This is a genomic window from Microbispora sp. NPDC004025 (assembly GCF_053604425.1).
On sequence record NZ_JBSGHN010000004.1, the window covers coordinates 306,061 to 328,841 of the forward strand.

Sequence of the window (22,781 nt, forward strand, 5' to 3'; positions counted from 1 at the left end):
CCTATCGGACGAACAGGGACTGTGCTGCCGTGTGCGCGAGGTCCAGCACGGGCTGGGGATAAACCCCGAGAACTACCGTAGCCAATGCCGCGACACCGACGACCGCCGCGGTCCCCCGCGAGGGCAGCACGACGGACGGCCCGTCGGCGGCCGGGTCGCTGAAGAACATCAGCACGATCACACGGACGTAGAAGAACGCGGCGACGGCCGAGGCGACCACGCCGATGATGACCAGCGGCGTGGCGCCGTTGGCGACGGCCGCCTGGAAGACCGCGTACTTCCCGAAGAACCCGCTGGTCAGCGGGATACCGGCGAAGGCCAGCAGGAAGAACGCGAAGACCCCGGCCAGCAGCGGCGAGCGCTTGCCGAGCCCGGCCCAGCGGGACAGGTGCCACGCCTCGCCGCCCGCGTCGCGCACCATCGTGACGACCGCGAACGCGCCCACCGTGGTGAAGCCGTACGCCACCAGGTAGAACAGCAGGCCGGACAGGGCCGAGGTGTTCTCGGCCTGGGTGTGACCGGTGGCGATCACGCCGATGAGCAGGAAGCCGCCGTGCGCGATGGACGAGTAGGCGAGCATCCGCTTGATGTCGGTCTGCGTGATCGCGAGGACCGCGCCGACCACCATCGTGAGAATCGCCACACCGTACAGCACCGGGCGCCAGTCCCAGTCGAGACCGCCGAGACCGACCCAGAACACCCGCAGCAGCGCGCCGAAGGCGGCCACCAGGGTGCCGGAGGCCATCAGCGCGGTGATGGGCGTGGGCGAGCCCTGGTAGACGTCCGGCTTCCACGCCTGGAACGGCGCCGCGCCGATCTTGAACAGCAGGCCGACGCCGAGCATGGCCGCGCCGATGTAGAGCAGCGTGTCCTGGCCGCCGACCGCGCCGAGCGCCTGGTTGATCTTCACGAGGTCGACCGAGCCGGCGAAGCCGTAGAGCAGGGCCGTGCCGTACAGGAAGAAGGCCGAGGAGAACGCGCCCAGCAGGAAGTACTTGACCGCGGCCTCCTGCGACAGCAGGCGGCGGCGCCGGGCCAGGCCGCACAGCAGGTACAGCGGCAGCGACATGACCTCGAGGGCGACGAACGCCACGAGCAGGTCGTTGGCCGCCGGGAACAGCAGCATGCCGCCGACCGCGAACAGCAGCAGGGGGTAGACCTCGGTGTGCGTGGCGCGCTCGACCAGCGACTGCTCCTCCTCGGCCGAGCCCGGCACGGCCGCCGCGGAGCCGACGAAGTGCTCCTCGTCCTTGATGAGCAGCACGCTCACGAAGGCGAGGATGAGGATCGTGCCCCAGATGAACAGCGCCGGGCCGTCCACGGCCACCGCGCCCATCGCGGCGGGCTTGGTGGGCACACCCTTGACCGCCTGCCAGACGGCCAGCGCGAACGCGCCGGCCAGCGACAGCAGCGTGAGCGGCAGGTGGATCGCCGAGCGCAGGTAGCGCGGGGCGAACGCCTCCACAAGCACGCCGACGATCGCCGCGCCGAAGACGACGAGCAGCGGCGCCAGCTGGGCGTACTCGATCGTGGGCGCCTCAATGGTGCCGTTCACTACTGGCCCTCCTGAGCAACGGGTACGGCCGGCTGCGGGTCCGTGACCGACACGCTCGACAGCGTGTCCTTCACGGCGGGATTGATCACGTCGAGCAGCGGCTTCGGATAGAAGCCGAACACCAGCAGCAGCGCGACGAGCGGCGCCACCACCCACTTCTCCCGGGCGTTCAGGTCGGGCAGCGACTTGACCGACTCGGCCGTCGGGCCGTTCATCGTCCGCTGGTACATCCACAGGATGTAGATCGCGGCGAGGATGACACCGACGGTGGCGATCACCGCCGGGACGACGTACCGCTGGTAGGTGCCGGTCAGCACCATGAACTCGCTGACGAACGTGCTGAGACCGGGCAGCGAGAGGCTGGACAGGCCGGCCACCAGGAACGTCCCGGCGAGGACCGGGGCGACCTTCTGCACGCCGCCGTAGTCGGCGATGAACTGCGAGCCCCTGCGGTAGATGAGGAAGCCCGCGATCAGGAACAGCGCGCCGGTCGAGAAGCCGTGGTTGACCATGTAGAGCGTGGCGCCCGCGCCCGCGCTGGTGGTCATCGCGAACACGCCCATCGCGATGAAGCCGAAGTGCGACACCGAGGTGTAGGCGATAAGCCGCTTCATGTCGGTCTGCCCGATGGCCACGATCGCGCCGTACACGATGCCGATCACCGACAGCGTGATGACCAGTGGCGTGAAGAACTTCGCGGCGTCGGGGAACAGCTCGAGGCAGAAGCGCAGCATGCCGTACGTGCCGACCTTGTCCAGCACGCCGACCAGCAGGACGGCCGCGCCGGCCGGGGCCTGGGCGGCGGCGTCCGGCAGCCAGGTGTGGAACGGCCACAGCGGTGCCTTGATCGCGAAGGCGATGAAGAAGCCGAGGAACAGCCACTTCTGCGTCGTCACGTCCTGGATGGTCCCGACCAGGTCGGTGAACATGAACGTGCCCTTGCCGGCGATCGAGTAGAGCGCGATCACCGCCACCAGCATCAGCAGCCCGCCGAACAGCGAGTACAGCAGGAACTTCACGGCCGCGTACGACCGCTGCGCCCCGCCGTACGACCCGATCATGAAGTACATCGGGATCAGCATGGCTTCGAAGAAGACGTAGAAGAGGAAGACGTCGGTCGCCGCGAAGACGCCGATCATCATGGCCTCGAGCACGAGCAGCAGCGAGAAGTACGTCCGGACCGAGCGCTTGCCGGCCTCGGCGTCATGCCAGGAGGCGAGCACCACGATCGGCACGAGGATCACCGACAGCAGGATGAGCACCAGAGCGATGCCGTCCACGGCGACGCCGTAGTGGACGCCGAACGCGGGAATCCAGTCGTACGTCTCGGCGAACTGGAACTTGTCGCCGTTCGGGCTGAACTGGACCGCCATGGCGACGGTCAGCGCCAGCACGATCAGCGACACCACGAGGGTGAACTGCTTGGCGAGCTTGTCGTTGCGGACAAGGGTCACGCCCAGCGCGCCGAGTACGGACACGCCCATCAGGGTTGAAAGCCAGGGCATCACAGGTTCCCTACGACGAGCCAGGCACCGGCCAGGACGGCGGCACCCAGGAATATCGACAGCGCGTACGAGCGGACGAACCCGGTCTGGACCCGGCGCAGGCGCCCGGACGTGCCGCCGATGCCCGCGGCCAGGCCGTTCACGAGGCCGTCGACGCCGCGGTTGTCGAAGAACACGGCCAGGCGGGTCAGCCACTGGCCGGGGCGCATGAACAGCGCCTCGTTCAGGGCGTCGCCGTACAGGTCACGACGGGCGAAGGTGGTGAGGAACGAGCCGCGCGGGGCGACCGCGGGCACCTCGGCCCTGCCGTACTTCATCCAGGCGAAGGCCGCGCCGACCGCGACGAGCGCGAGCGTGGCCAGGCCGGGGACGCTGAACGGGTGGAACGAGGGCATCTCCTCCGGCGCGCCGACGGCCGGGGCGAGGAAGGTCATGAACCGGTTGTCCATGATGAGGATCCAGCCCAGGACGACCGCACCCGCCGACAGGACGATCAGCGGCACCGTCATGACGGCGGGCGACTCGTGCGGGTGGGCCGTGGGCTCCCAGCGCTTGGTGCCGAAGAACGTCATGAACACCAGGCGCGACATGTAGAAGCCGGTGATGCCCGCGCCGAGCACGGCCAGCCAGCCGAGGACGGCGTTGTGCTCCATCACGGTCTCGATGATGCCGTCCTTGGTGAAGTAGCCGGACAGCAGCGGGAACCCGATGATCGCCAGGTAGCCGATGAGGAACGTCCAGAACGTGAGCGGCATGACCTTGCGCAGCGCGCCGTACTTCCGCATGTCCACTTCGTCGTTCATAGCGTGCATGACCGAGCCCGCACCGAGGAACATGTCGGCCTTGAAGAAGCCGTGCGTGATCAGGTGCGCGATCGCGAAGGCGTAGCCCGCCGGGCCGATGCCCGCGGCGAGCACCATGTAGCCGATCTGCGACATCGTCGAACCGGCCAGCGCCTTCTTGATGTCGTCCTTGGCGGTACCGATGATCGCACCGGCGAGCAGCGTCGCGACGCCGACGATCGTCACCACGAGCTGCGCGGTCTCGGTGCCGACGAAGATCGGGCCGGACCGGACGATCAGGTAGACGCCGGCGGTGACCATGGTCGCCGCGTGGATGAGGGCCGAGACCGGGGTCGGGCCCTCCATCGCGTCGAGGAGCCAGGACTGCAGCGGGAGCTGGGCCGACTTGCCGCAGGCGCCGACCAGCAGCAGCAGGCCGATCGCGGTGAGCGTGCCGGAGGACGCCTTGTCGGCGTTCGCCAGGACGCCGTCGAAGGCCAGCGTGTGGAACGTCGCGAAGATCGTGAAGATGCCGATCAGCAGGCCGAAGTCGCCGACGCGGTTGACGATGAACGCCTTCTTGGCCGCGGTCGCCGCCGAGGGCTTGTGCTGCCAGAACCCGATCAGCAGGTACGACGCGAGGCCGACGCCCTCCCAGCCGACGAACAGGGCGACGTAGTTGTCGGCCAGCACCAGCAGGAGCATCGCCGCGACGAACAGGTTGAGGTAGGCGAAGAACCGCCGCCTGTTCGGGTCGTGCGCCATGTAGCCGATCGAGTAGACGTGGATCAGCGAGCCCACAAAGGTGATCAGCAGGCAGAACGAGATCGACAGCGGGTCGACCAGCAGGCCCACCTTCGCCAGGCCCGGGATGAAGTCGTAAAGCTCGATCCCGCGGCGGCGCTCGCCGGGGGCGAAGCCGAGGAGCTGTACGAACGACAGCGCCGCCACCACGAAGGACGCGACGGCCATGAGCACGCCCAGCAGATGGCCGAACTTGTCGGTCCTCCGGCCGCCCAGCAGGAGGACCGCCGCTCCCACCAGGGGCAGAGCGATCATGAGCCAGGCTGCTCCGATCGCTCCGCCGGAGTGCTGGATGATCTCAGCGGGTTCCACGGCCACCTCTTAGTACTTCAGCAGGCTGACGTCGTCGACCGACGCGGACCTGCGGGTTCGGAAGATCGTCACGATGATGGCCAGGCCGATGACCACCTCGGCGGCGGCCACGATCATCACGAAGAACGCGATGAGCTGGCCGTCGAGGTTGCCGTTCTGCCGGGCGAAGGTGACGAACGCCAGGTTGCAGGCGTTGAGCATGAGCTCGACGCACATGAACACCACGATGGCGTTGCGCCGTACGAGCACGCCGACGCCGCCGATCGCGAACAGCAGCGCGGAGAGCACCAGGTAGTGCGTGGTCACTTGCCGTCCTCCTCGCTCCGGGCGTCAGCGCGGGAGCTGACGACCCGGCCGGCCACGACGCCCTCTTCCACCGGGCCCTCTTCGGCCATGGGCTCGGTGTCGGGACCGCCGTCCCTGGCCTCCTCGGCGACCGTCGGGGTGCTGTGCCCGTTGGAGTGCCCGTTGGCCCGCTGAGCGGCCTCCTCCTGCTCCAGCACGCGGGCGACCTCCGGGGGCAGCATGCCCTGGGACTCCTCGTAGCGCGCGATGTACCGGTTGACCGACAGCGGCGAGACCGACCCGTCGGGCAGCAGCGCCGGCATGTCGATGGCGTTGTGCCGGGCGTAGGTGCCGGGGCCGGGCAGCGGCGCCGGGTTCTTGCCCGTCTTGCCGAAGGCGACGAAGCGCTGCCGGGACAGGTCCTTCTGGGTCGGCTTGGGCTCGCTGCGCTCCCGGTGCGCGAGCACCATCGCGCCGAGCGCGGCCGTGATCAGCAGCGCCGAGGTCACCTCGAAGGCGAACACGTGGCGCGTGAAGATCAGCTCGGCCAGGGAGGGCACGTTGCCCGCCTGGGTGGCGGCGGTCAGGCCCCTGGGGGCGCCGACGACCGCGTTGCCGATGCCGGCCGCGAGCAGGACGGCGAAGCCGAGCCCGCCCACGATGGCCCAGAACCGCTGGCCCCTGATCGTCTCCACGAGGGAGTCGGACGAGTCCACGCCCACGAGCATGAGCACGAACAGGAACAGCATCATGACCGCGCCGGTGTAGACGATGATCTGCACGGCCGCCAGGAACGGAGCGTCCTGGACCGCGTACAGCACCGCCAGCGAGAGCATGACGACGCCGAGCATGAGGGCCGAGTAGACGGCCCTGCGGCTGAAGACGAGTCCGAGCGCGGCGATCACCGAGATGACCGCGAGCACCCAGAACGTGATGGACTCACCCATTGCTTCGACCCAACCGGTAGTAGTCCTCCTCGGTCTCGCCGAGGCGCATCGGGTGGGGCGGCTGCTCCATGCCCGGTCCCAGCGGTGCGAGGAGCATCTCCTTGGTGAAGATCAGCGACTCGCGGCTGGAGTCGGCGAGCTCGTACTCGTTGGTCATCGTGAGCGCCCGGGTGGGACACGCCTCGATGCACAGCCCGCAGAGGATGCAGCGCAGGTAGTTGATCTGGTAGACGCGGCCGTACCTCTCACCCGGCGAGAAACGCTCCTCGTCGGTGTTGTCGCCGCCCTCGACGTAGATGGCGTCGGCCGGGCAGGCCCAGGCGCACAGCTCACAGCCGACGCACTTCTCCAGCCCGTCGGGCCACCGGTTCAGCTGGTGCCTTCCGTGGAAGCGCGGCGCGGTGGGCCGCTTCTCCTCCGGATAGTTGACGGTCACCGGCTTCTTGAACATGTGGTGGAAGGTGACGCCGAATCCCTTGATCGGGTTCAGCCAATCAGTTGCTCCCACTGGTCACCTCCTTGGCGGCGTCGGAATTGAGACGCGCGGCGGGCACGACTCCGTGGTAGTGCGGGGCGTCGAGCGGCGGTACGGGGAACCCGCCCGCGACCGGCTCCTCCCGCAGTTGCTCGAACTCCTCCTCGATCTGGGCGGCCTTGGCCTCCTTGCGGCGCTGGTTGACCGTGTCGAACCGGAGCCAGATCGCGAGGGCGCCGATGATGACGACCGCGCCGATGGTCATGATGACCGCCCGGTTGCTGTCCGGCAGGCGCAGCGCCTTGAACGTGGCGGCCATCAGGATCCAGGCCAGGTTGACCGGGATGAGCACCTTCCAGCCGAAGGCCATGAGCTGGTCGTACCGGACCCGCGGCAGCGAGGCGCGGACCCAGACGAAGAAGCCGAACGCGATGACCAGCTTGATGAAGAACCACAGCAGCGGCCACCAGCCGGAGTTCGCGCCGTCCCACATGGAGATCGGCCACGGGGCCCGCCAGCCGCCGAAGAACAACGTGATCGCCATCGCCGAGACGGTGAAGACGTTCACGTACTCGGCGAGCATGAACATCGCGAACTTCAGCGAGGAGGAGTACTCCGTGTGGAAGCCGCCGACCAGCTCGCCCTCGCCCTCGGGGAGGTCGAAGGGCACGCGGTTCGTCTCACCCAGCATCGTGATCGCGTAGATCAGGAAGGACGGGATCAGCGAGACCACGTACCAGGACGGCATCGGGATGGACAGCGCGCCGATGTCCCAGGTGCCGCCGCCCGCCTGCTTCGCCACGATCTCCGAGGTGGACAGCGTGCCCGCCTGGAGGAACACCGCGACGAACGACAGGCCCATCGCGATCTCGTACGACACGACCTGGGCGGCCGAGCGCAGGCCGCCCAGCACGGCGTACGGCGAGCGGGAGCCCCATCCGGCGAGCACCACGCCGTAGACGCCGATCGAGGCCGTGGCCAGGACCAGCAGCACCGCGACCGGCAGGTCGGTGAGCTGCAGCGGCGTCTTGTGGCCGAACATCCACACCATCGGCCCGAACGGCACGACGGAGAAGGCCAGGAAGGCCGGGACGGCGATGATCACCGGGGCCAGGAAGTAGATCACCTTGTCCACGGTGCGTGGCATGATGTCTTCCTTCAGGCCCATCTTCAGGCCGTCGGCCACCGTCTGCAGCAGGCCGAATTTACCTGCGCGGTTGGGGCCGTAGCGGTGCTGCATGCGCGAGATGAGCTTGCGCTCGGTCCACACGCCCATCAGCACGCCCAGCATCAGGAACACGAAGATCGCGACGGCCTTGATGATCGTGATCCACAGGGGATCGTGGCCGAAGTCGCTCAGCGTGGGTCCGGGGTTGTTCACGAGACGCTCCCGATCTTTACGACGTCTCCGGCGACCGCGCGCAGGTCGCGCGTGACCGACAGGCCGGCGGAGTTGGACGGCACCCACACGACCCGGTCGGGCAGGTCCGCGACGCGCACCGGCACGACCACGTCGTCACCGATGGTGATCTTGCCGCCGTCGACCGCGCCGATCTCCGCGGCCGTCGCCTCCGACAGCAGCGCCGCCGTCGAGCGGGCGGTCCCCGCCAGGTACGGCTCGCCGTCCTGCAGCCTGCCGTCGTCGAGCAGCAGGTGCCAGGTCGCCAGCACGGCCTCGCCGGCCTGCGGCTCCCTGACCGGACGGCCGGTGACCGCCGGCGCGGCCGGGCGGGTGCCCTTCCAGGAGCCGAGCGTGGCCATCTCCCGCCGGGCGGCGGCGGGGTCGGGCAGGCCGAGGTGGACGTCCATCTGGTCGGCGATCGAGGCGATGGCCCGCAGGTCGCTCATCAGACCGGGGACGGCCGTGGCCACGCCGAACGAGCGGCCCCTGCCCTCCCAGTCGACGAACGTGCCGGACTTCTCGGCCACCGCGGCGACCGGCAGGACCACGTCGGCCCGGTCGGTGACCGCGCTGGCGCGGATCTCCAGGCTGACGATGAACGGCGTGTTCTCCAGCGCCGCCAGGGCCCGGGCCGGGTCGGGCAGGTCGTAGGGGTCGACACCCGCCACGACCAGCGCGTCGACCTCGTCGTTCAGCGCGGCCTCGATGATGCCCGCCGTGTCGCGGCCGGGCGCGCCGGGCAGCGAGCCGACGCCCCACACCCGGGCGACCTCCGCACGGGCGGCCTCGTCGGAGGCCGGGCGGCCGATCGGCAGCAGGCCCGGCAGGGCGCCCGCCTCCAGCGCGCCGCGCTCACCGGCCCGGCGCGGCACCCAGGCGAGCCGGGCGCCGGTGGCCTGCGTGAGCCGTACGAGCGCGGACAGGGCGCCGGGGGCGGTGGCCAGCCGCTCGCCGGCGAGGACGATCGAGCCGGCGGGCAGCACGTCGCCGCCGACCAGGTCGCCGAGCGCCTCGGCCTCGGCGCCGGGCGCCGTGCGGATCAGCGTGCCCTGCATCTTGGCCAGGCCCGGCGTGGCGAACGGCGCGAGCGAGTAGACCTTCAGGCCCCGCTTGCGCGCCGCCTTGCGCAGGCGCAGGAAGACGATCGGCGACTCCTCCTCGGGCTCGAACCCGGCCAGGAGCACGGCCGGGGCCGTCTCCAGGTCGGCGTAGGAGACCTCGATGCCCTTGCCGGCGACGGCGTGGGCGAGGAAGCGCGCCTCCTCCTCGGAGTGCGGGCGGGCCCGGAAGTCGATGTCGTTGGTGCCGAGGGCGATCCGGGCGAACTTGCTGTAGGCGTAGGCGTCCTCGACCGTGAGCCGCCCGCCGACCAGCACGCCGGCCTTGCCCCGGGCCCGCAGCAGGCCCTCGGCCGCGACGGCCAGCGCGTCCGGCCAGGAGGTCGGGACGAGCTTGCCGCTCTCGTCACGGACCAGCGGCGACCGCAGCCGGTCGGGTGCGGTGGCGTAGGTGAAGGCCCAGCGGCCCTTGTCGCAGTTCCACTCCTCGTTGACCTGCGGGTCGTCCCCGGCCAGACGGCGGGTGACCTTGCCGCGGCGGTGGTCGGTGCGCAGCGAGCAGCCCGACGCGCAGTGCTCGCACGCGCTCGGCGTGGAGACCAGGTCGAACGGGCGGGAGCGGAACCGGTAGGCCGCGCCGGTCAGCGCGCCCACCGGGCAGATCTGGATGGTGTTGCCCGAGAAGTAGGACTGGAACGGCTCGCCGTCGGCGACGCCCACCTGCTCCTTGGCCCCGCGCTCGAAGAAGTCGATGAGCGGGTCACCGGCGATCTGCTCGGAGAACCGGATGCAGCGGGCGCACTGGATGCACCGCTCGCGGTCGAGCAGCACCTCGCTCGACAGCGGGACGGGCTTCTCGAACGTCCGCTTCTGCTCGGTGAACCGGCTCTCGCCCTGGCCGTTCGACATGGCCTGGTTCTGCAGGGGGCACTCGCCGCCCTTGTCGCAGACCGGGCAGTCGAGCGGGTGGTTCAGCAGCAGCATCTCCATCACGCCGCGCTGGGCCTTCTCGGCCACCGGCGAGGTGAGCTGCGTCTTGACCACCATGCCCTCGGCGACCTCGATCGCGCAGGACGGCTGCGGCTTGGGGAAGCCGCGGCCGTTGCCCGCGTCGGGGATCTCGACCAGGCACTGGCGGCAGTTGGCCGCCGGCGAGAGCAGCGGGTGGTCGCAGAACCGGGGGATCTGGATCCCCAGCAGCTCCGCGGCCCGGATGATCAGCGTGCCCTTGGGGACGCTGATCTGGAAGCCGTCGATGGTCAGGGAGACCATGTCCACGACCGGCTGCTCCGGCTGCGTCGTCTGAACTGTCACTTGGACCCCCACACCGTGGAAGCGGCGGGATCGAACGGGCAGCCGCCGATCTCGAAGTGCTTGAGGTATTCGTCGCGGAAGTACTTCACGGACGAGTGGATCGGGCTCGTCGCACCGTCGCCGAGGGCGCAGAACGAACGGCCGAGGATGTTGTCGGCGATGTCGGTGATGGTGGCCAGATCGTCCTCGGTGCCCTGGCCCTTCTCCAGCCGCTTGAGCACCTGCTTGAGCCAGAAGGTGCCCTCACGGCAGGGCGTGCACTTGCCGCAGGACTCGTGCGCGTAGAACTCGGTCCACCGCATCACCGCGCGGACCACGCAGGTCGTCTCGTCGAAGATCTGCAGGGCGCGGGTGCCGAGCATCGAGCCCTTGGCCCCGACCGACTCGAAGTCGAGCGGCACGTCGAGGTGCTCGGCCGTGAAGATCGGCGTCGAGGAGCCTCCCGGCGTCCAGAACTTCAGCTCGTGGCCCTCGCGGATGCCGCCCGCCATGTCGAGCAGCTCGCGCAGCGTGATGCCCAGCGGGGCCTCGTACTGGCCCGGCCGGGTCACGTGGCCCGACAGCGAGAAGATGCCGAAGCCCTTGGACTTCTCGGTGCCCATCCCGGCGAACCAGTCGGCGCCGTTGGCGATGATGCTCGGCACGCTCGCGATCGACTCGACGTTGTTGACCACCGTCGGGGAGGCGTACAGGCCGGCGACCGCCGGGAACGGCGGCTTGAGCCGGGGCTGGCCGCGGTAGCCCTCCAGCGAGTCGAGCAGCGCGGTCTCCTCGCCGCAGATGTACGCCCCGGCGCCGCTGTGCACGACGAGTTCGAGGTCGTAACCCGAGCCGAAGATGTCCGTCCCGAGGTAGCCCTTCTCGTACGCCTCGCGGACCGCGGCCTGCACCCGGCGGATGACGTGGACGACCTCGCCGCGGATGTAGATGAAGGCGTGGTTGGCCCGGATGGCGTAGGACGCGATGATCACGCCTTCGACCAGCGCGTGCGGGTTGGCCATCATGAGCGGGATGTCCTTGCAGGTCCCCGGCTCCGACTCGTCGGCGTTGACGACGAGGTAGTGGGCCTTGCCGTCGCCCTGCGGGATGAAGCCCCACTTCATGCCGGTGGGGAAGCCCGCGCCGCCACGGCCGCGCAGGCCCGAGTCCTTCACCGCCTGGATGACGGCGTCGGGGTCCATGCCCAGGGCCTTCTTGGCGGCCGCGTACTCGCCGTACCCGTCGATGGTGAACGAGTCGTCCTGGTCCCAGTTCCTCGTCAGGATCGGCGTCAGCGTTGTCATTGGTCGCTCACCGCTCCTCGTTCGCTGCGCGGGCCGCTCGTACCTCGCGGACCGTTCCGCTCACTGCGTCGGGTTCTCTCCGCGTTGTCACTTCTCGCTCCCCTCGGCCTTGGGGGCCTCCCAGCCGTTGGCCTTGGCGACCTTCAGGCCCTCCAGCGACGGACCGGCGGCCGACGGGCCCTCGGCGGCCTGGCCGTCGGGGAAGCCGGCGAGGACCCGGGACGCCTCCTTGAACGTGCACAGCCGGCGCGGGCCGCGCGTGGGCGCGACCTCCTTGCCGGCGCGCAGGTCGTCGACGAGCTGCTTGGCCGACTCCGGGGTCTGGTTGTCGAAGAACTCCCAGTTGACCATCATGACCGGCGCGAAGTCGCAGGCGGCGTTGCACTCCAGCCGCTCCAGCGTGATCTTGCCGTCGCCGGTGGTCTCGTCGTGGCCGACGCCCACGTGCTCGCTGAGCTCGTCCCAGATCTGGTCGCCGCCCATGACCGCGCACAGCGTGTTGATGCAGACGCCGACGTTGTACTCGCCGGCCGGCTTGCGCTTGTACATGGTGTAGAAGGTCGCGACGCCGACGACCTCGGCCTTGGACAGGCCCAGCATCTCGGCGCAGAACTCCTGCCCGGCGTCGGAGATGTAGCCGTCCTCCGACTGCACCAGGTGCAGCAGCGGCAGCAGCGCCGAACGCGGCCGGGGGTAGCGGCCGATGATCTCCTTGGCGTCCGTCTCCAGACGCTCACGGACCTCTGGGGAGTACCCCGTGCTCATGGTCGCGCTCCCCTTCTCATTCGCTACGCGGGTGGCCTCGTCCCTCGGCCTGCCGCTCCGCTCACTCGTCGGCTCGCCGCTCAACGGTCCACACCTCCCATGACCGGGTCGATCGAGGCGACCGCGGAGATGACGTCGGCGACCATGCCGCCCTCGCACGTCGCGGGCACCGCCTGCAGGTTCGTGAACGACGGGTCGCGGAAGTGGACCCGGTAGGGCCGGGTGCCGCCGTCGCTGACCACGTGCGCGCCCAGCTCGCCACGCGGCGACTCGACCGAGGCGTACGCCTGCCCGGCCGGCACCCGGAAGCCCTCGGTCACCAGCTTGAAGTGGTGGATCAGGGCCTCCATCGAGCTGCCCATGATGTGGGCGATGTGGTCGGGCGAGTTGCCGAGGCCGTCGGGGCCGAGCGCGAGCTGCGACGGCCAGCCGATCTTCTTGTCCTCGATCATCACCGGGCCGCCCTTGAGCGGGCCGGACAGCCGGTCGAGCGCCTGCTCAATGATCTTGAGGGACTCGTCCATCTCGGCCATGCGCACGAGGTAACGGCCGTACACGTCGCAGGTGTTCTGCGTCGCCACCTCGAACTCGTACGTCTCGTAGCCGCAGTAGGGCTGGGACTTGCGCAGGTCCCACGGCAGACCGGCGGCCCGCAGCATGGGCCCGGTGATCCCGAGCGCCATGCACCCGGTCAGGTCGAGGTAGGCCACGTCCTTGGTACGCCGGGTGTAGACCGGGTTGGCGTCGAGGAGCTTGCGCATCTCCTTGATCCGCCCCGGCATGACCTTGAGGAACTCGCCGATCTTGTCGACGGCGCCGGCCGGCAGGTCGACGCTGACGCCGCCCGGCCGGACGTACGCCATGTTCATCCGCAGGCCGGTGATGTACTCCATCAGGTCGAGCACCATCTCGCGCTCGCGGAAGCCGAACAGCATCGGCGTCGTCGCGCCCAGCTCCATGCCGAACGTCGCGATCGCGACGAGGTGGGAGGAGATCCGGGTGAGCTCCATCGTCAGGACCCGGAGAGCCTGCGCCCGGTCCGGGATCCGGTCGGTGATCCCGAGAAGCTTCTCGACCCCCATGCAGTAGGCGGTCTCGTTGAAGATCGGCGCGAGATAGTCCATGCGGGTGACGAACGTGACCCCCTGGGTCCACGTCCGGTACTCCATGTTCTTCTCGATGCCGGTGTGCAGGTAGCCGATCACCGTGCGGGCCTCGGTCACGGTCTCGCCGTCGAGGGTCAGCACGAGCCGGAGCACGCCGTGCGTCGACGGGTGCTGCGGGCCCATGTTGACGACGAGGCGCTCCTCGGCCGACTCGCTGACGGTCTTGACCAGTTCGTCCCAGTCCTGACCGGCGACGTCGTAGATCCGGCCCTCGGTCTCGGTGGTGCTCACGACGCTCTCCTCGCTGCCCTCGTCCACTCGTGCAGGTCGACGCTCACGAGTACGACCTCCTCCGGTCCGGCGCGGGGACCTCGGCGCCGCGGTATTCCACCGGAATGCCGCCGAGCGGGTAGTCCTTGCGCTGCGGGTGTCCCTCCCAGTCGTCCGGCATCTCGATCCGGGTCAGCGCCGGGTGGCCGTCGAAGACGATTCCGAAGAAGTCGTACGTCTCGCGCTCGTGCCAGTCGTGCGTGGGGTAGACCTGAACCGTGGAGGGGATGTGCGGGTCGGCGTCGGGGCAGGAGACCTCCACCCGGACGCGCCGGTTGTGCGTGATGGAGCACAGGTGGTAGACGGCGCGCAGCTCCGCACCGGTCTCCTCGGGGTAGTGGACCCCCGAGACGCCGAGCGACAGCTCGAACCGCAGCGCCGGGTCGTCACGCAGGTGCTTCATCACCTCGGGCAGCCGCTCGCGCCGCACGTGGAAGGTGATCTCACCGCGGTCGACGACCACGCGCTCGATCGCGTCGGCGAACGCCGGCTCCAGCGCGTCGGCCACCTCGTCGAAGTACGACCCGTACGGCCGGCTGCTGGACAGCTTCGGCGGGCGGCGGACGACCAGGCGGTTGTAGCCGGAGGTGTCGCCGCTGTCCTTGACGCCGAACATGCCCCTGCGGGCGACGGGCTCCTCGGGCAGCCCGGGCAGGTTCTCGGTGGTCACTTCCCGGCTCCCTGGTCGATCAGCGGCAGCGTGCGCAGCGCCTGGAGCTCGAGCTCCTCGATCTGCTTCTCGCGGTGCGCGCCGAACTTCATGTTCTGAATCTTGTCGTGCAGCTTCACGATGGCGTCGATCAGCATCTCCGGGCGCGGCGGGCAGCCGGGCAGGTAGATGTCGACCGGCACCACGTGGTCCACGCCCTGGACGATGGCGTAGTTGTTGAACATGCCGCCGCTGGACGCGCAGACGCCCATCGCGATGACCCACTTGGGCTCGGCCATCTGGTCGTAGATCTGGCGGAGGACGGGCGCCATCTTCTGCGACAGCCGGCCGGCCACGATCATGAGGTCGGCCTGCCGCGGGGAGGCGGAGGCGCGCTCCATGCCGAAGCGGGCCAGGTCGTGCTTCGGGCCGCCGGTGGCCATCAGCTCGATGGCGCAGCACGCGAGACCGAAGGTCGCCGGCCAGACGGAGTTCTTCCGGGCCCAGCCCGCCACCTGCTCGACGGTGGTGAGGATGAACCCGCTCGGGAGTTTCTCTTCAAGACCCATGGCTAATCCCAATCGAGGCCGCGACGCCGCCACACGTAGGCGTACGCCACGAGAACGGTGACGATGAACAGCACCATCTCGACCAGCCCGAACACGCCGAGTTTGTCGAAGGCCACCGCCCACGGATAGAGGAAGATGATCTCGATGTCGAACACGATGAACAACATCGCCGTGATCATGTACTTCAGCGGGAATCGGCCGCCGCCGACCGGCTGCGGAGTGGGCTCGATGCCGCACTCGTAGGCGTCCAGCTTCGCGCGGTTCCAGCGCTTGGGCCCGGTGAATGGCGCGATGCTCACGGAGAACACGGCGAATCCCGCCGCGAGGACCGCGAGCACCACGATCGGCACATACAGCTCCATGGCTACATGTCCTCGCTTACTCGATGAATTTGGGCGATCACGAGAATGCCGGAGGGCGCGGCCGGCCGGGCGGCCACCTGCGGGGCCGCGGGCGACATGCGCATCGTCTCGGTCATGCGGGCTTCAGTCATGCTGGCTTCGGCGATCATGATGGCGGAGCCACCTTGGACAGGGCGTTGATTATGCGGTCGGAGACGTCGCCCCGCCGGTCTGTGAGATTAGCGAGCAGCTTGAAGGCGAATCTCATCAGGGTGGGATGGGGCATCCCGTGCCGGGTGGCGAAACTCATCACACCCGGCCTCCCGATCGCCTCCACGAACAGTCGGCCGAGGGTGAAGTATCCGCCATGGGCGTCTTTGAGCATACGAGGATACGCGAGTAATACGCGCTCACGCTGGGCGGGCGTCGGCCGGGACAGCGCCTGCGCGATCACTTCGGCCGCGGTCCTGCCGGTCTCCATGGCGTACGCGATGCCCTCGCCGTTGAACGGGTTGATCGACCCGCCCGCGTCGCCGACGAGAACCAGCCCGCGGGAGTAGTGCGGCTGCCGGTTGAAGCCCATCGGCAGCGCGGCGCCCCTGATCGGGCCCGTCATGTTCTCCTCGGTGAAGCCCCACTCCTCCGGCGTGTTCTTCATCCACCGCCGCAGCAGGTCGCGGTAGTCGATGTTCTTGAAGGCGTCGCTGGTGTTCAGCAGGCCGAGGCCGACGTTGGAGGTGCCGTCGCCGACGGGGAAGACCCAGCCGTAGCCGGGCAGCAGCCGGTCGCCGTCCCAGAGCTCCAGCCACGTCTCCAGGTAGTCGTCGTCGTGGCGGGGGCTCTTGTAGTAGGTGCGCACCGCCACGCCCATCGGGCGGTCCTCACGCTTGTGCAGGCCCAGCGCGATCGACAGCCGGGTCGAGTTGCCGTCGGCCGCCACCACGAGCCGCGAGCGGTAGGACACCTCCTCGCCGTCCGCCTTGGCCGTCACGCCCACGACGTGGCCGCTGCGCTCGTCGAGCAGGGGGCCTGTAACGTTCACGCCCTCGCGCAGCCGGACGCCCGCGCGCTCGGCGTGCCTGGCGAGGATCTGGTCGAAGTCGGCGCGGGTGCGCACGAGGCCGAAGTCGGGATAGCTCGACAGCTCGGGCCAGTCGAGTTCGAGGCGCATGCCGCCGCCGTAGACGCGCAGCCCCTTGTTCCTGATCCAGCCGGGAGCGTCGATGTCGACGCCCATGGCCACGAGTTCCTTCACCGCCCGCGGGGTCAGCCCGTCACCGCAGACCTTCTCCCTGGGGAAGCGCGTCTTCTCCAGGAGCAGCACGTCGAGACCGGCGCGGGCGAGGTGGAAGGCCGTCGTGGCACCCGCGGGGCCCGCGCCGACGACGATGACGTCGGCGTCGACCTCTCTCCGCGTCACGCGGGTTCGCTCACTCACGGGGGACCTGTCCGTTCCAGGGAAGGAAGGCCTCGAAATTGGTTTAGACCTTCGTGCCTTTGTGAACAACTTCACAAACTGTCGCGCCGCAGTCTAACCCCTATCCGGGGCGAAGTGTCAGAGGGGTACGGCCAAGCACGCCTCATCACGCTTTGACCGCCCGATGCAGGGCGACGATGCCGAGCGTGAGGTTGCGCCAGGCCACCTTCCGCCAGCCCGCCCGCTGGATGATCCGCGCCAGCGCCTCCTGGTCCGGCCAGGCCCGGATCGACTCGGCGAGGTACTCGTAGGACTCGGGATTCGAGCTGACCATCCGGGCCACCGGCGGCAGCAGCTTCATCAGGTACTGCGAGTAGACGAGGTCGAACGACTTCGGCGTCGGCCGGGAGAACTCGCAGATCACCAGCCGGCCGCCCGGACGGGTCACCCGCAGCATCTCGCGCAGCGCCTGCTCGGTGTCGGCCACGTTGCGCAGGCCGAAGGAGATCGTGACGGCGTCGAACGTCTCGTCACGGAACGGCAGGCGCAGCGCGTCGCCCGCGACGAACGTCACCCCGCGCACGCCCCCGCCGTACAGACCGGAACCGCCGCGCCGCTCGACCCCGGTGCGGAGCATGCCGAGCGAGAAGTCGCACGCGATCGCCCGCGCCCCGAGCTCGGTGAACGCGTCGGTCGAGGTGCCGGTGCCCGCGGCGAGGTCGAGGACCAGCTCGCCTGGCCCCGCGTCGATCGCCGCCGCGGTGGCCTTCCGCCACAGGCGGTCCTGGCCGAGCGAGAGGACGTCGTTGACCAGGTCGTAGCGCCGGGCCGTGCGATCGAACATCGCGGCGACCTCGTGCGGCTGCTTGTCCAGCGATGCGCGCGTCATGCAGGCAAGCCTAGGACGCGACGGGCGCGCCCCCTCACCACCGCCACCGGATAAGCGGAACGTAGTTTTCCGATTACGCTGAGTCTGCTAGAAATTGGGGAATGCGCGTCACCACCGCACTGCTTCCGGTCGCATCGCTCGTCACATGCGCCGCCTTTCTCCCAGCCGTCACGGCGTCCGCCGGCATCCGCCAGCCCGGCGTGGTGTCGGAGAATCCGGTGAACACCACACCGCACGTGGTGGACGGCATCGTGACCGCGTTCGCGCTGGTCGGCCGCACCGTCGTGGTGGGGGGCGAGTTCAGCGCGGTCCGCGAGGCCCGGGGCGGGGAGGACCTGCCGCGGGCGAACGTCTTCGCCTTCGACCTCTACACCGGGCGCGTGCTGCGCGACTTCGCGCCGGATCTCGACGGGCCGGTGGCCGCGCTGGCCGCCGGTCCCGGCGACACGGTCTACGTGGGCGGCGCCTTCGGGATGCCCGACCGGGCCCTGGTCCGCCTCCGCGTGTCCGACGGCGCCGTCGCCGACGATTTCTCCGCCCCCGTCTACGGCGGGGACGTCACCAGCCTGGTACGGCTGGGCGGCGCGCTCTACGTGGGCGGCGACTTCAGCAGGATCGGCCGGAGCCCGCGCACGGCGCTGGCCCGCGTGGACGCCGAGACCGGCGCGGTCGACCCCCGGTTCACCGTCACGCCCGGCGACGGGCGCCGCGGCGATCCCCGCATCCACGCGATGGCCGCCGTCCGCGACCGCTTAGTGGTGGACGGCGCGTTCACCACGCTCGACGGCCTGCGCCGCCCGCAGCTCGGCGTGATCGACCTCACGACCGGGCGGGTGGCCGACTGGCACACCGAGGCGTACGCCCCGGCGTGCAAGCCGGACTTCCCGTCGTACGTGCGGGGGCTCGACCTGTCTCCGGACGGGCGCTACTTCGTGGTCGTCACGACCGGTGGCGCGGCGCGCGGCACCTCGAAGTTGTGCGACTCCGCCGCCAGGTTCGAGACGTACGCGAAGGGTGAGGCGATCCGCCCGACCTGGGTGAACCTGACCGGAGGCGACTCCCTGTACGCGGTCGCGGTCACGGGGTCCGCCGTCTACGTGGGCGGACACCAGCGCTGGCTGGACAACCCGAAGGGCGCCGACACGGCCGGCCCGGGGGCGGTCCACCGGCCCGGCATCGGGGCGATCGACCCGGTCAGGGGCAGGGCGCTGCGATGGAACCCGACGAGGGAAAGGGGAATCGGGGTAAAGGCCTTCCTGACCGTAAAGACAGGTCTTTTGGTGGGAAGCGACACGACGGAGCTCGGGCATGAGTACCATGCCCGCGTCGGCATGTTCCCGGCGACCTAGTTCTTCCCCGCCTCCCGCCGTTTCCCGGCGATGCGCTCGCTCACCGCGTCGCGCTGTTTGGACAGCAGCACGTAGCTGGCCAGACCGCTGACCAGGACGGCGACCAGGAGAAGCGGGAACGACCGCAGGCCGACGAGATACAGGACGCCGAGAGCGACGGCGAACAGCCCGAGGCGCGAAAGGGTGTAAACGACAACCGGATGCACAGCGTCGAGGTTACGTCACCCTCCCGGCCCGCCAGTCTCTCTTCGCATCTGCTGCGGGCACTGCTAGTGTTCACAACAAGGCGCTTTTGTAAAGAAACACCCATGAGCGCCCCAAAGAGGCTCTATCATATAACAATCGGGCACTGAGCCGGTAACAACCCGTGATCTTCTCCGAAAACCACGGATAAATCAGGCTTCGCTCGGCACACTGGTTACCTGTCCGCCCGCTGCAGGACGCGGGACGCGAGGGGGAGAGATTGTGGAGAGTAGCAGCGAGCGACTGCTGACTCCTGGAGAGGTTGCCGCTCTCTTCAGGGTCGACCCGAAGACCGTGACCCGTTGGGCCGCGGCCGGGCGCATCAGCAGCATCCGTACCCCCGGGGGGCACCGGCGGTTCCGTGAATCGGAAGTGCACGCCCTCCTTCGCGGTGAGGACGTCCTCACGGCCGAAAGGCCGAACGGCGACTCCCCGCGAGTCTGACGCAGTACCAGCACCAGGTGATCCTGCGCGCTACCCGGACGCCGCAGGGTCACCGGAGTCAGTCCCACGTCGAGTCTGCGTCCCCGGCTTGTCCTGCTCCCTTGCCGGGTACGTCAGTCCTGCTCCGCCTTGAAGGCCAGGAACGCCTGCTCGAGCGCGTCGTCGCCCTCACGCCAGCGACGCCGTCGCTCGGCGTCCTCCTCCTCAGTGATGGACTCGGCCAGCCAGCCTTCGTAGCCGGGCTCGCCCGGCGTGACCTCCACGTACGCGTTGCCGATGAGGCGCCCGTCATCGGTGGTCAGTGACCGGGGCACGCGCAGCGTGCCGTCGCCGAGCCGGATCACGTACATCCGAATCACCTAGATTCCGTAACGCCGGTTGAAGAAGAGCATGACGTTGAGGGCCGTCCGGGTGTCGCCGCCCAGCATGTCGACCAGGGCCGGACGCTGCCGGGACGCGATCGCCGCGAACGCGTCGGCGAAGAACTCCTTGCGCCCCAGGCCGCCGGACTGCCGATGGAACGACGACGCGAACAGCGGCAGGCACTCCTCGTAGAGCGCCGCGAACTCCGGGGAGTCCGACACCCACTCTCCCGGACCCGCGTCCACGTCGTCCAGCGCATGCCCCACTTCGTGCATCATCACGTCGGGCGTCGGCGACGGCCGGTCCCCCACCACGATCTTGCGGTCGCCGTACGCGCCGGCGCAGATGTCCCAGGTGGCCCGTCCCGACGGCAGCGGCGCGCCGCGCAGGTAGCCCATGTCGTCCAGGTCGGGCACCCCGCCGCGCCCGACGTAGATGCCTTCGAGCCCGATGGCGAGCTTCGTCTTGAGCTGCTCGGGCAGCCTCGCCAGGCTGTCCACGGCCCGTACGGCGTCGGCGGAAGGAGGCCCTTCGGCGGCGTCCCACTCGCGGTACAGGATGCGCTCCAGCGGCCCGCAGTGCCGTCTGCCGTCCCGCAGGTCGGGTGCGTCGGGCGGGTGGGGCGCGGCCCGCGTCGGCAGGTCGTCGAGCTCGAAGTCCTGCCAGGTGTACTGCGGCCGGTCGTCCACAACGGGCGCGGTGACCGCGTGGACCCGGTCCACCGGCCGCTCCGGCGGCCGACCGGCACCCCATTCACCGCCCCGCAGCGCATCCCACTGCGCATCCCACTGCGACTCCCACTGGGCACTCCACTGCGCATTCCGCTGGGCGTCCCGCTCCGTGCGCCGGCCCTGGGCCCGCTCGGCGGGCCGGTCCCGGTCACGTTCGGAAGCCCGTTCGGAAGCCCGATCGGCAGACCTCTCGGAAGCACGGTCGCGAGGACGTTCGGGACTGTCCGCCCGGCGGTGGGAGGACAGGTAGGGCCCTCGCTGCCACCACCGCGACCCCCGCCGGTGGCGGCCCCTGTCGCCCGGCTCCGCCATCGCACCCCTCAGTCAGGCTCCGCGTCCTCGTGCCGCGTACCGGTCCACCGTACGATGCCGCGCTGTCTCCGTCACCCGAAAGCCCGACCCGATCAGTGGCCGGCATGGCTTACCGTGTGGGCATGCCTAGCGTGATTATCGGCCTGGCGCTGCTTGCCTTCTGGCTCTACTGCCTCTTCGACGTGATCACGACCCCCGAACAGGACGTGCGCAATCTCCCGAAGTTCCTGTGGGTCCTCATCGTGATCCTCCTGGCGGACATCGGTGCGCTGACCTGGCTCCTCGTGGGTCGCCCCCGCCGTCAGCACGCCGTGTACGCGGCGGGAGGCGGCGGATGGGCCCACCAGAGCGGCGACGTGCCCCGCGGACCCGACGACGACCCCGAGTTCCTGCGCAGCCTCGATCGGCGCCTGCGCGACGAGGACTGACCCGCGCGAGAGCCCATACGACAGCCCATACGAGACCCGCATGAGACCCCGCGCGACCCCCCCGCGCACCCCCCTCGGACCACCCACCGGGTTCCCCGCGTGAGGCCTGCGCCGCGAACGGCCCTCTACTTGGGCACGTCGGCGTAGGAGTGCAGTCCCGAGAAGAAGATGTTGACGCCGACCAGGTTGAACAGCAGGCAACCGAAGGCGACCAGCGAGACGATCATCGCGGCCTTGCCGCGCCACCCGGCCGTCGCCCGGGCGTGGAGATAGGCGGCGTAGACGACCCACGTGATGAACGCCCACACCTCCTTCGGGTCCCAGCCCCAGTAGCGGCCCCACGCGCGGTCGGCCCACAGGGCGCCGGCGATGACGGCGAACGTCCAGATCGGGAACGAGATGACGATCGCGCGGTGCGCGACGCGCTCCAGGCTCTCCCTGCTCGGCAGCACCGAGGGACGCCCGTCCTTGCGGATCAGGTAGAGGATCGCGCACACGCCCGCGACGATGAACAGCCCGCTCGCCACGATCGCCGCCGTGACGTGGATCGCGATCCAGTACGAGTGCAGCGCGGGCATCACCGGGCCCGCCTGGACGTGCAGGAACAGCACGGCGAAGCCCAGGCCGAGCGCCGCCGTCACGGTCACGAACGCGCCGAGGAAACGGATCGGCTGCCGGATCAGCAGCGCGAGGAACGCGGTCACGGCGGCGAAGCAGATGGCCACCACGAACTCGTACATGTTGGCCCACGGCCACCGGCCGACCGCGATGCCCCGGGTGAGGATGCCGGCGAGGTTGGCGGCCCACGCGACCCAGGTGAGGACCACCGCGACCGTCCCCGCACGGACAGCCCACGCCGCCGGCTGCGAGCCCGGATCCCGCGGCGTGTCCCCGGCCGCGTCACCGGTCGCGTCGCCGGTCGCGTCATCGGGCACCGCCGGGCCGCCTGCGCCGACAAGCTCCCGCCGCCGTGCGGCGACGACCGTGCGGGCCCGGCCGAAGGCGAGATCCAGCGCGTAGCAGATCATCGCGGCGAGATACAGCAGAACGGTGATCAGAATCAGCTGGTCGCTCAGTGTGGCGAGACTCTGGTTGACCGCTTGGGTTACCGGGGCGGGCATCA

At 69.6% G+C, this 22,781-nt stretch carries 24 protein-coding genes; 3 read left to right on the forward strand and 21 right to left on the reverse strand.

Translation table 11 applies throughout. From position 1 onward, the window contains the following. Position 1: 1 nt before the first annotated feature. From nuoN to ACWEQG_RS13460, 17 genes are all read right to left on the reverse strand, one after another. The gene (gene nuoN / locus ACWEQG_RS13380; RefSeq protein WP_452284458.1) at positions 2-1,555 is read right to left on the reverse strand and encodes an NADH-quinone oxidoreductase subunit NuoN; all 1,554 of its coding nucleotides are present in this window, start codon (positions 1,553-1,555) and stop codon (positions 2-4) included. Then, positions 1,555-3,060: an NADH-quinone oxidoreductase subunit M gene (locus ACWEQG_RS13385; protein ID WP_452284460.1), complete on the reverse strand. Its 1,506-nt coding sequence runs from the start codon at positions 3,058-3,060 to the stop codon at positions 1,555-1,557. Before ACWEQG_RS13385 ends, nuoN begins: the two co-directional genes overlap by 1 nt. Continuing rightward, entirely contained in the window at positions 3,060-4,901 is a 1,842-nt protein-coding gene (gene nuoL / locus ACWEQG_RS13390) for an NADH-quinone oxidoreductase subunit L (RefSeq protein WP_452285087.1), read from the reverse strand. The genes ACWEQG_RS13385 and nuoL overlap by 1 nt, the downstream gene beginning before the upstream one ends. A gap of 66 nt (positions 4,902-4,967) precedes the next feature. Further along, a complete protein-coding gene (gene nuoK / locus ACWEQG_RS13395; RefSeq protein WP_030506864.1) occupies positions 4,968-5,264 on the reverse strand; it encodes an NADH-quinone oxidoreductase subunit NuoK in 297 nt (98 codons plus the stop codon). Then, positions 5,261-6,190 carry an NADH-quinone oxidoreductase subunit J gene (locus ACWEQG_RS13400; protein ID WP_452284462.1) on the reverse strand — a complete coding sequence of 310 codons (930 nt, stop codon included), beginning with the start codon at positions 6,188-6,190 and terminating at the stop codon, positions 5,261-5,263. Before ACWEQG_RS13400 ends, nuoK begins: the two co-directional genes overlap by 4 nt. Further along, positions 6,183-6,698, reverse strand: coding sequence for an NADH-quinone oxidoreductase subunit NuoI (nuoI, locus tag ACWEQG_RS13405; protein ID WP_111700538.1), 516 nt, complete (start codon positions 6,696-6,698; stop codon positions 6,183-6,185). Before nuoI ends, ACWEQG_RS13400 begins: the two co-directional genes overlap by 8 nt. Further along, complete coding sequence (gene nuoH, locus ACWEQG_RS13410) at positions 6,685-8,046, reverse strand: NADH-quinone oxidoreductase subunit NuoH (protein ID WP_452284464.1); 1,362 nt, start codon at positions 8,044-8,046, stop codon at positions 6,685-6,687. Before nuoH ends, nuoI begins: the two co-directional genes overlap by 14 nt. Next, complete coding sequence (locus tag ACWEQG_RS13415) at positions 8,043-10,397, reverse strand: NADH-quinone oxidoreductase subunit G (RefSeq protein WP_452285090.1); 2,355 nt, start codon at positions 10,395-10,397, stop codon at positions 8,043-8,045. Before ACWEQG_RS13415 ends, nuoH begins: the two co-directional genes overlap by 4 nt. Positions 10,398-10,435: 38 nt before the next feature. Further along, positions 10,436-11,722: an NADH-quinone oxidoreductase subunit NuoF gene (gene nuoF, locus ACWEQG_RS13420; protein WP_452284466.1), complete on the reverse strand. Its 1,287-nt coding sequence runs from the start codon at positions 11,720-11,722 to the stop codon at positions 10,436-10,438. 87 nt (positions 11,723-11,809) lie between these two features. Beyond that, entirely contained in the window at positions 11,810-12,646 is an 837-nt protein-coding gene (gene nuoE / locus ACWEQG_RS13425) for an NADH-quinone oxidoreductase subunit NuoE (RefSeq protein WP_452284468.1), read from the reverse strand. Next, positions 12,568-13,884, reverse strand: a complete 1,317-nt coding sequence (locus ACWEQG_RS13430; protein ID WP_452284470.1) for an NADH-quinone oxidoreductase subunit D — start codon at positions 13,882-13,884, stop codon at positions 12,568-12,570. Before ACWEQG_RS13430 ends, nuoE begins: the two co-directional genes overlap by 79 nt. A gap of 43 nt (positions 13,885-13,927) precedes the next feature. Next, positions 13,928-14,593 carry an NADH-quinone oxidoreductase subunit C gene (locus ACWEQG_RS13435; protein WP_346225046.1) on the reverse strand — a complete coding sequence of 222 codons (666 nt, stop codon included), beginning with the start codon at positions 14,591-14,593 and terminating at the stop codon, positions 13,928-13,930. Continuing rightward, positions 14,590-15,141, reverse strand: coding sequence for a NuoB/complex I 20 kDa subunit family protein (locus ACWEQG_RS13440; protein ID WP_169980970.1), 552 nt, complete (start codon positions 15,139-15,141; stop codon positions 14,590-14,592). The genes ACWEQG_RS13435 and ACWEQG_RS13440 overlap by 4 nt, the downstream gene beginning before the upstream one ends. Before the next feature lie 2 nt (positions 15,142-15,143). Then, positions 15,144-15,503, reverse strand: a complete 360-nt coding sequence (locus ACWEQG_RS13445; RefSeq protein ID WP_079315519.1) for an NADH-quinone oxidoreductase subunit A — start codon at positions 15,501-15,503, stop codon at positions 15,144-15,146. Positions 15,504-15,505: 2 nt separating this feature from the next. After that, a complete protein-coding gene (locus tag ACWEQG_RS13450) occupies positions 15,506-15,652 on the reverse strand; it encodes a hypothetical protein (RefSeq protein WP_452284472.1) in 147 nt (48 codons plus the stop codon). Further along, entirely contained in the window at positions 15,649-16,902 is a 1,254-nt protein-coding gene (locus tag ACWEQG_RS13455) for a geranylgeranyl reductase family protein (RefSeq protein ID WP_452284474.1), read from the reverse strand. The genes ACWEQG_RS13450 and ACWEQG_RS13455 overlap by 4 nt, the downstream gene beginning before the upstream one ends. 163 nt (positions 16,903-17,065) lie before the next feature. Further along, on the reverse strand, positions 17,066-17,788 hold the full coding sequence (locus tag ACWEQG_RS13460) for a demethylmenaquinone methyltransferase (protein WP_363464696.1): 723 nt from the start codon (positions 17,786-17,788) through the stop codon (positions 17,066-17,068). 101 nt (positions 17,789-17,889) lie between these two features. Here ACWEQG_RS13460 and ACWEQG_RS13465 point away from each other — a divergent pair, with 101 nt between their 5' ends. Then, the gene (locus ACWEQG_RS13465) at positions 17,890-19,137 is read left to right on the forward strand and encodes a hypothetical protein (protein WP_452284476.1); all 1,248 of its coding nucleotides are present in this window, start codon (positions 17,890-17,892) and stop codon (positions 19,135-19,137) included. Here the strand turns inward: ACWEQG_RS13465 and ACWEQG_RS13470 are convergent. Beyond that, the gene (locus tag ACWEQG_RS13470; RefSeq protein WP_346225051.1) at positions 19,134-19,343 is read right to left on the reverse strand and encodes a DUF4229 domain-containing protein; all 210 of its coding nucleotides are present in this window, start codon (positions 19,341-19,343) and stop codon (positions 19,134-19,136) included. The two genes, ACWEQG_RS13465 and ACWEQG_RS13470, sit on opposite strands and share 4 nt — an antisense overlap. A gap of 259 nt (positions 19,344-19,602) precedes the next feature. Here ACWEQG_RS13470 and ACWEQG_RS13475 point away from each other — a divergent pair, with 259 nt between their 5' ends. Next, entirely contained in the window at positions 19,603-19,824 is a 222-nt protein-coding gene (locus tag ACWEQG_RS13475; protein WP_079315524.1) for a BldC family transcriptional regulator, read from the forward strand. 113 nt (positions 19,825-19,937) lie between these two features. Here ACWEQG_RS13475 and ACWEQG_RS13480 read toward each other — a convergent pair whose 3' ends face one another. Then, complete coding sequence (locus tag ACWEQG_RS13480; protein ID WP_363464702.1) at positions 19,938-20,174, reverse strand: hypothetical protein; 237 nt, start codon at positions 20,172-20,174, stop codon at positions 19,938-19,940. A gap of 9 nt (positions 20,175-20,183) precedes the next feature. Further along, positions 20,184-20,909 carry a hypothetical protein gene (locus ACWEQG_RS13485; RefSeq protein ID WP_452284478.1) on the reverse strand — a complete coding sequence of 242 codons (726 nt, stop codon included), beginning with the start codon at positions 20,907-20,909 and terminating at the stop codon, positions 20,184-20,186. 443 nt (positions 20,910-21,352) lie between these two features. Between ACWEQG_RS13485 and ACWEQG_RS13490 the strand changes: the two genes are divergently transcribed. Continuing rightward, entirely contained in the window at positions 21,353-21,658 is a 306-nt protein-coding gene (locus tag ACWEQG_RS13490) for a PLD nuclease N-terminal domain-containing protein (RefSeq protein WP_363469726.1), read from the forward strand. 125 nt (positions 21,659-21,783) lie between these two features. Here ACWEQG_RS13490 and ccsB read toward each other — a convergent pair whose 3' ends face one another. Next, positions 21,784-22,779 carry a c-type cytochrome biogenesis protein CcsB gene (gene ccsB, locus ACWEQG_RS13495; protein ID WP_452284480.1) on the reverse strand — a complete coding sequence of 332 codons (996 nt, stop codon included), beginning with the start codon at positions 22,777-22,779 and terminating at the stop codon, positions 21,784-21,786. Between the last annotated feature and the right edge of the window lie 2 nt (positions 22,780-22,781).

Coding starts and splice junctions, on each gene's coding strand:
- ACWEQG_RS13385 (WP_452284460.1), bottom strand. CDS start 3,060: ATGCCCTGGCTTTCAACCCTGATGGGCGTGTCCGTACTCGGCGCGCTG.
- nuoL (WP_452285087.1), bottom strand. CDS start 4,901: ATGATCGCTCTGCCCCTGGTGGGAGCGGCGGTCCTCCTGCTGGGCGGC.
- ACWEQG_RS13400 (WP_452284462.1), bottom strand. CDS start 6,190: ATGGGTGAGTCCATCACGTTCTGGGTGCTCGCGGTCATCTCGGTGATC.
- ACWEQG_RS13415 (WP_452285090.1), bottom strand. CDS start 10,397: ATGGTCTCCCTGACCATCGACGGCTTCCAGATCAGCGTCCCCAAGGGC.
- nuoF (WP_452284466.1), bottom strand. CDS start 11,722: ATGACAACGCTGACGCCGATCCTGACGAGGAACTGGGACCAGGACGAC.
- ACWEQG_RS13440 (WP_169980970.1), bottom strand. CDS start 15,141: ATGGGTCTTGAAGAGAAACTCCCGAGCGGGTTCATCCTCACCACCGTC.
- ACWEQG_RS13445 (WP_079315519.1), bottom strand. CDS start 15,503: ATGGAGCTGTATGTGCCGATCGTGGTGCTCGCGGTCCTCGCGGCGGGA.
- ACWEQG_RS13450 (WP_452284472.1), bottom strand. CDS start 15,652: ATGATCGCCGAAGCCAGCATGACTGAAGCCCGCATGACCGAGACGATG.
- ACWEQG_RS13460 (WP_363464696.1), bottom strand. CDS start 17,788: ATGACGCGCGCATCGCTGGACAAGCAGCCGCACGAGGTCGCCGCGATG.
- ACWEQG_RS13465 (WP_452284476.1), top strand. CDS start 17,890: ATGCGCGTCACCACCGCACTGCTTCCGGTCGCATCGCTCGTCACATGC.
- ACWEQG_RS13480 (WP_363464702.1), bottom strand. CDS start 20,174: ATGTACGTGATCCGGCTCGGCGACGGCACGCTGCGCGTGCCCCGGTCA.
- ACWEQG_RS13490 (WP_363469726.1), top strand. CDS start 21,353: ATGCCTAGCGTGATTATCGGCCTGGCGCTGCTTGCCTTCTGGCTCTAC.
- ccsB (WP_452284480.1), bottom strand. CDS start 22,779: ATGCCCGCCCCGGTAACCCAAGCGGTCAACCAGAGTCTCGCCACACTG.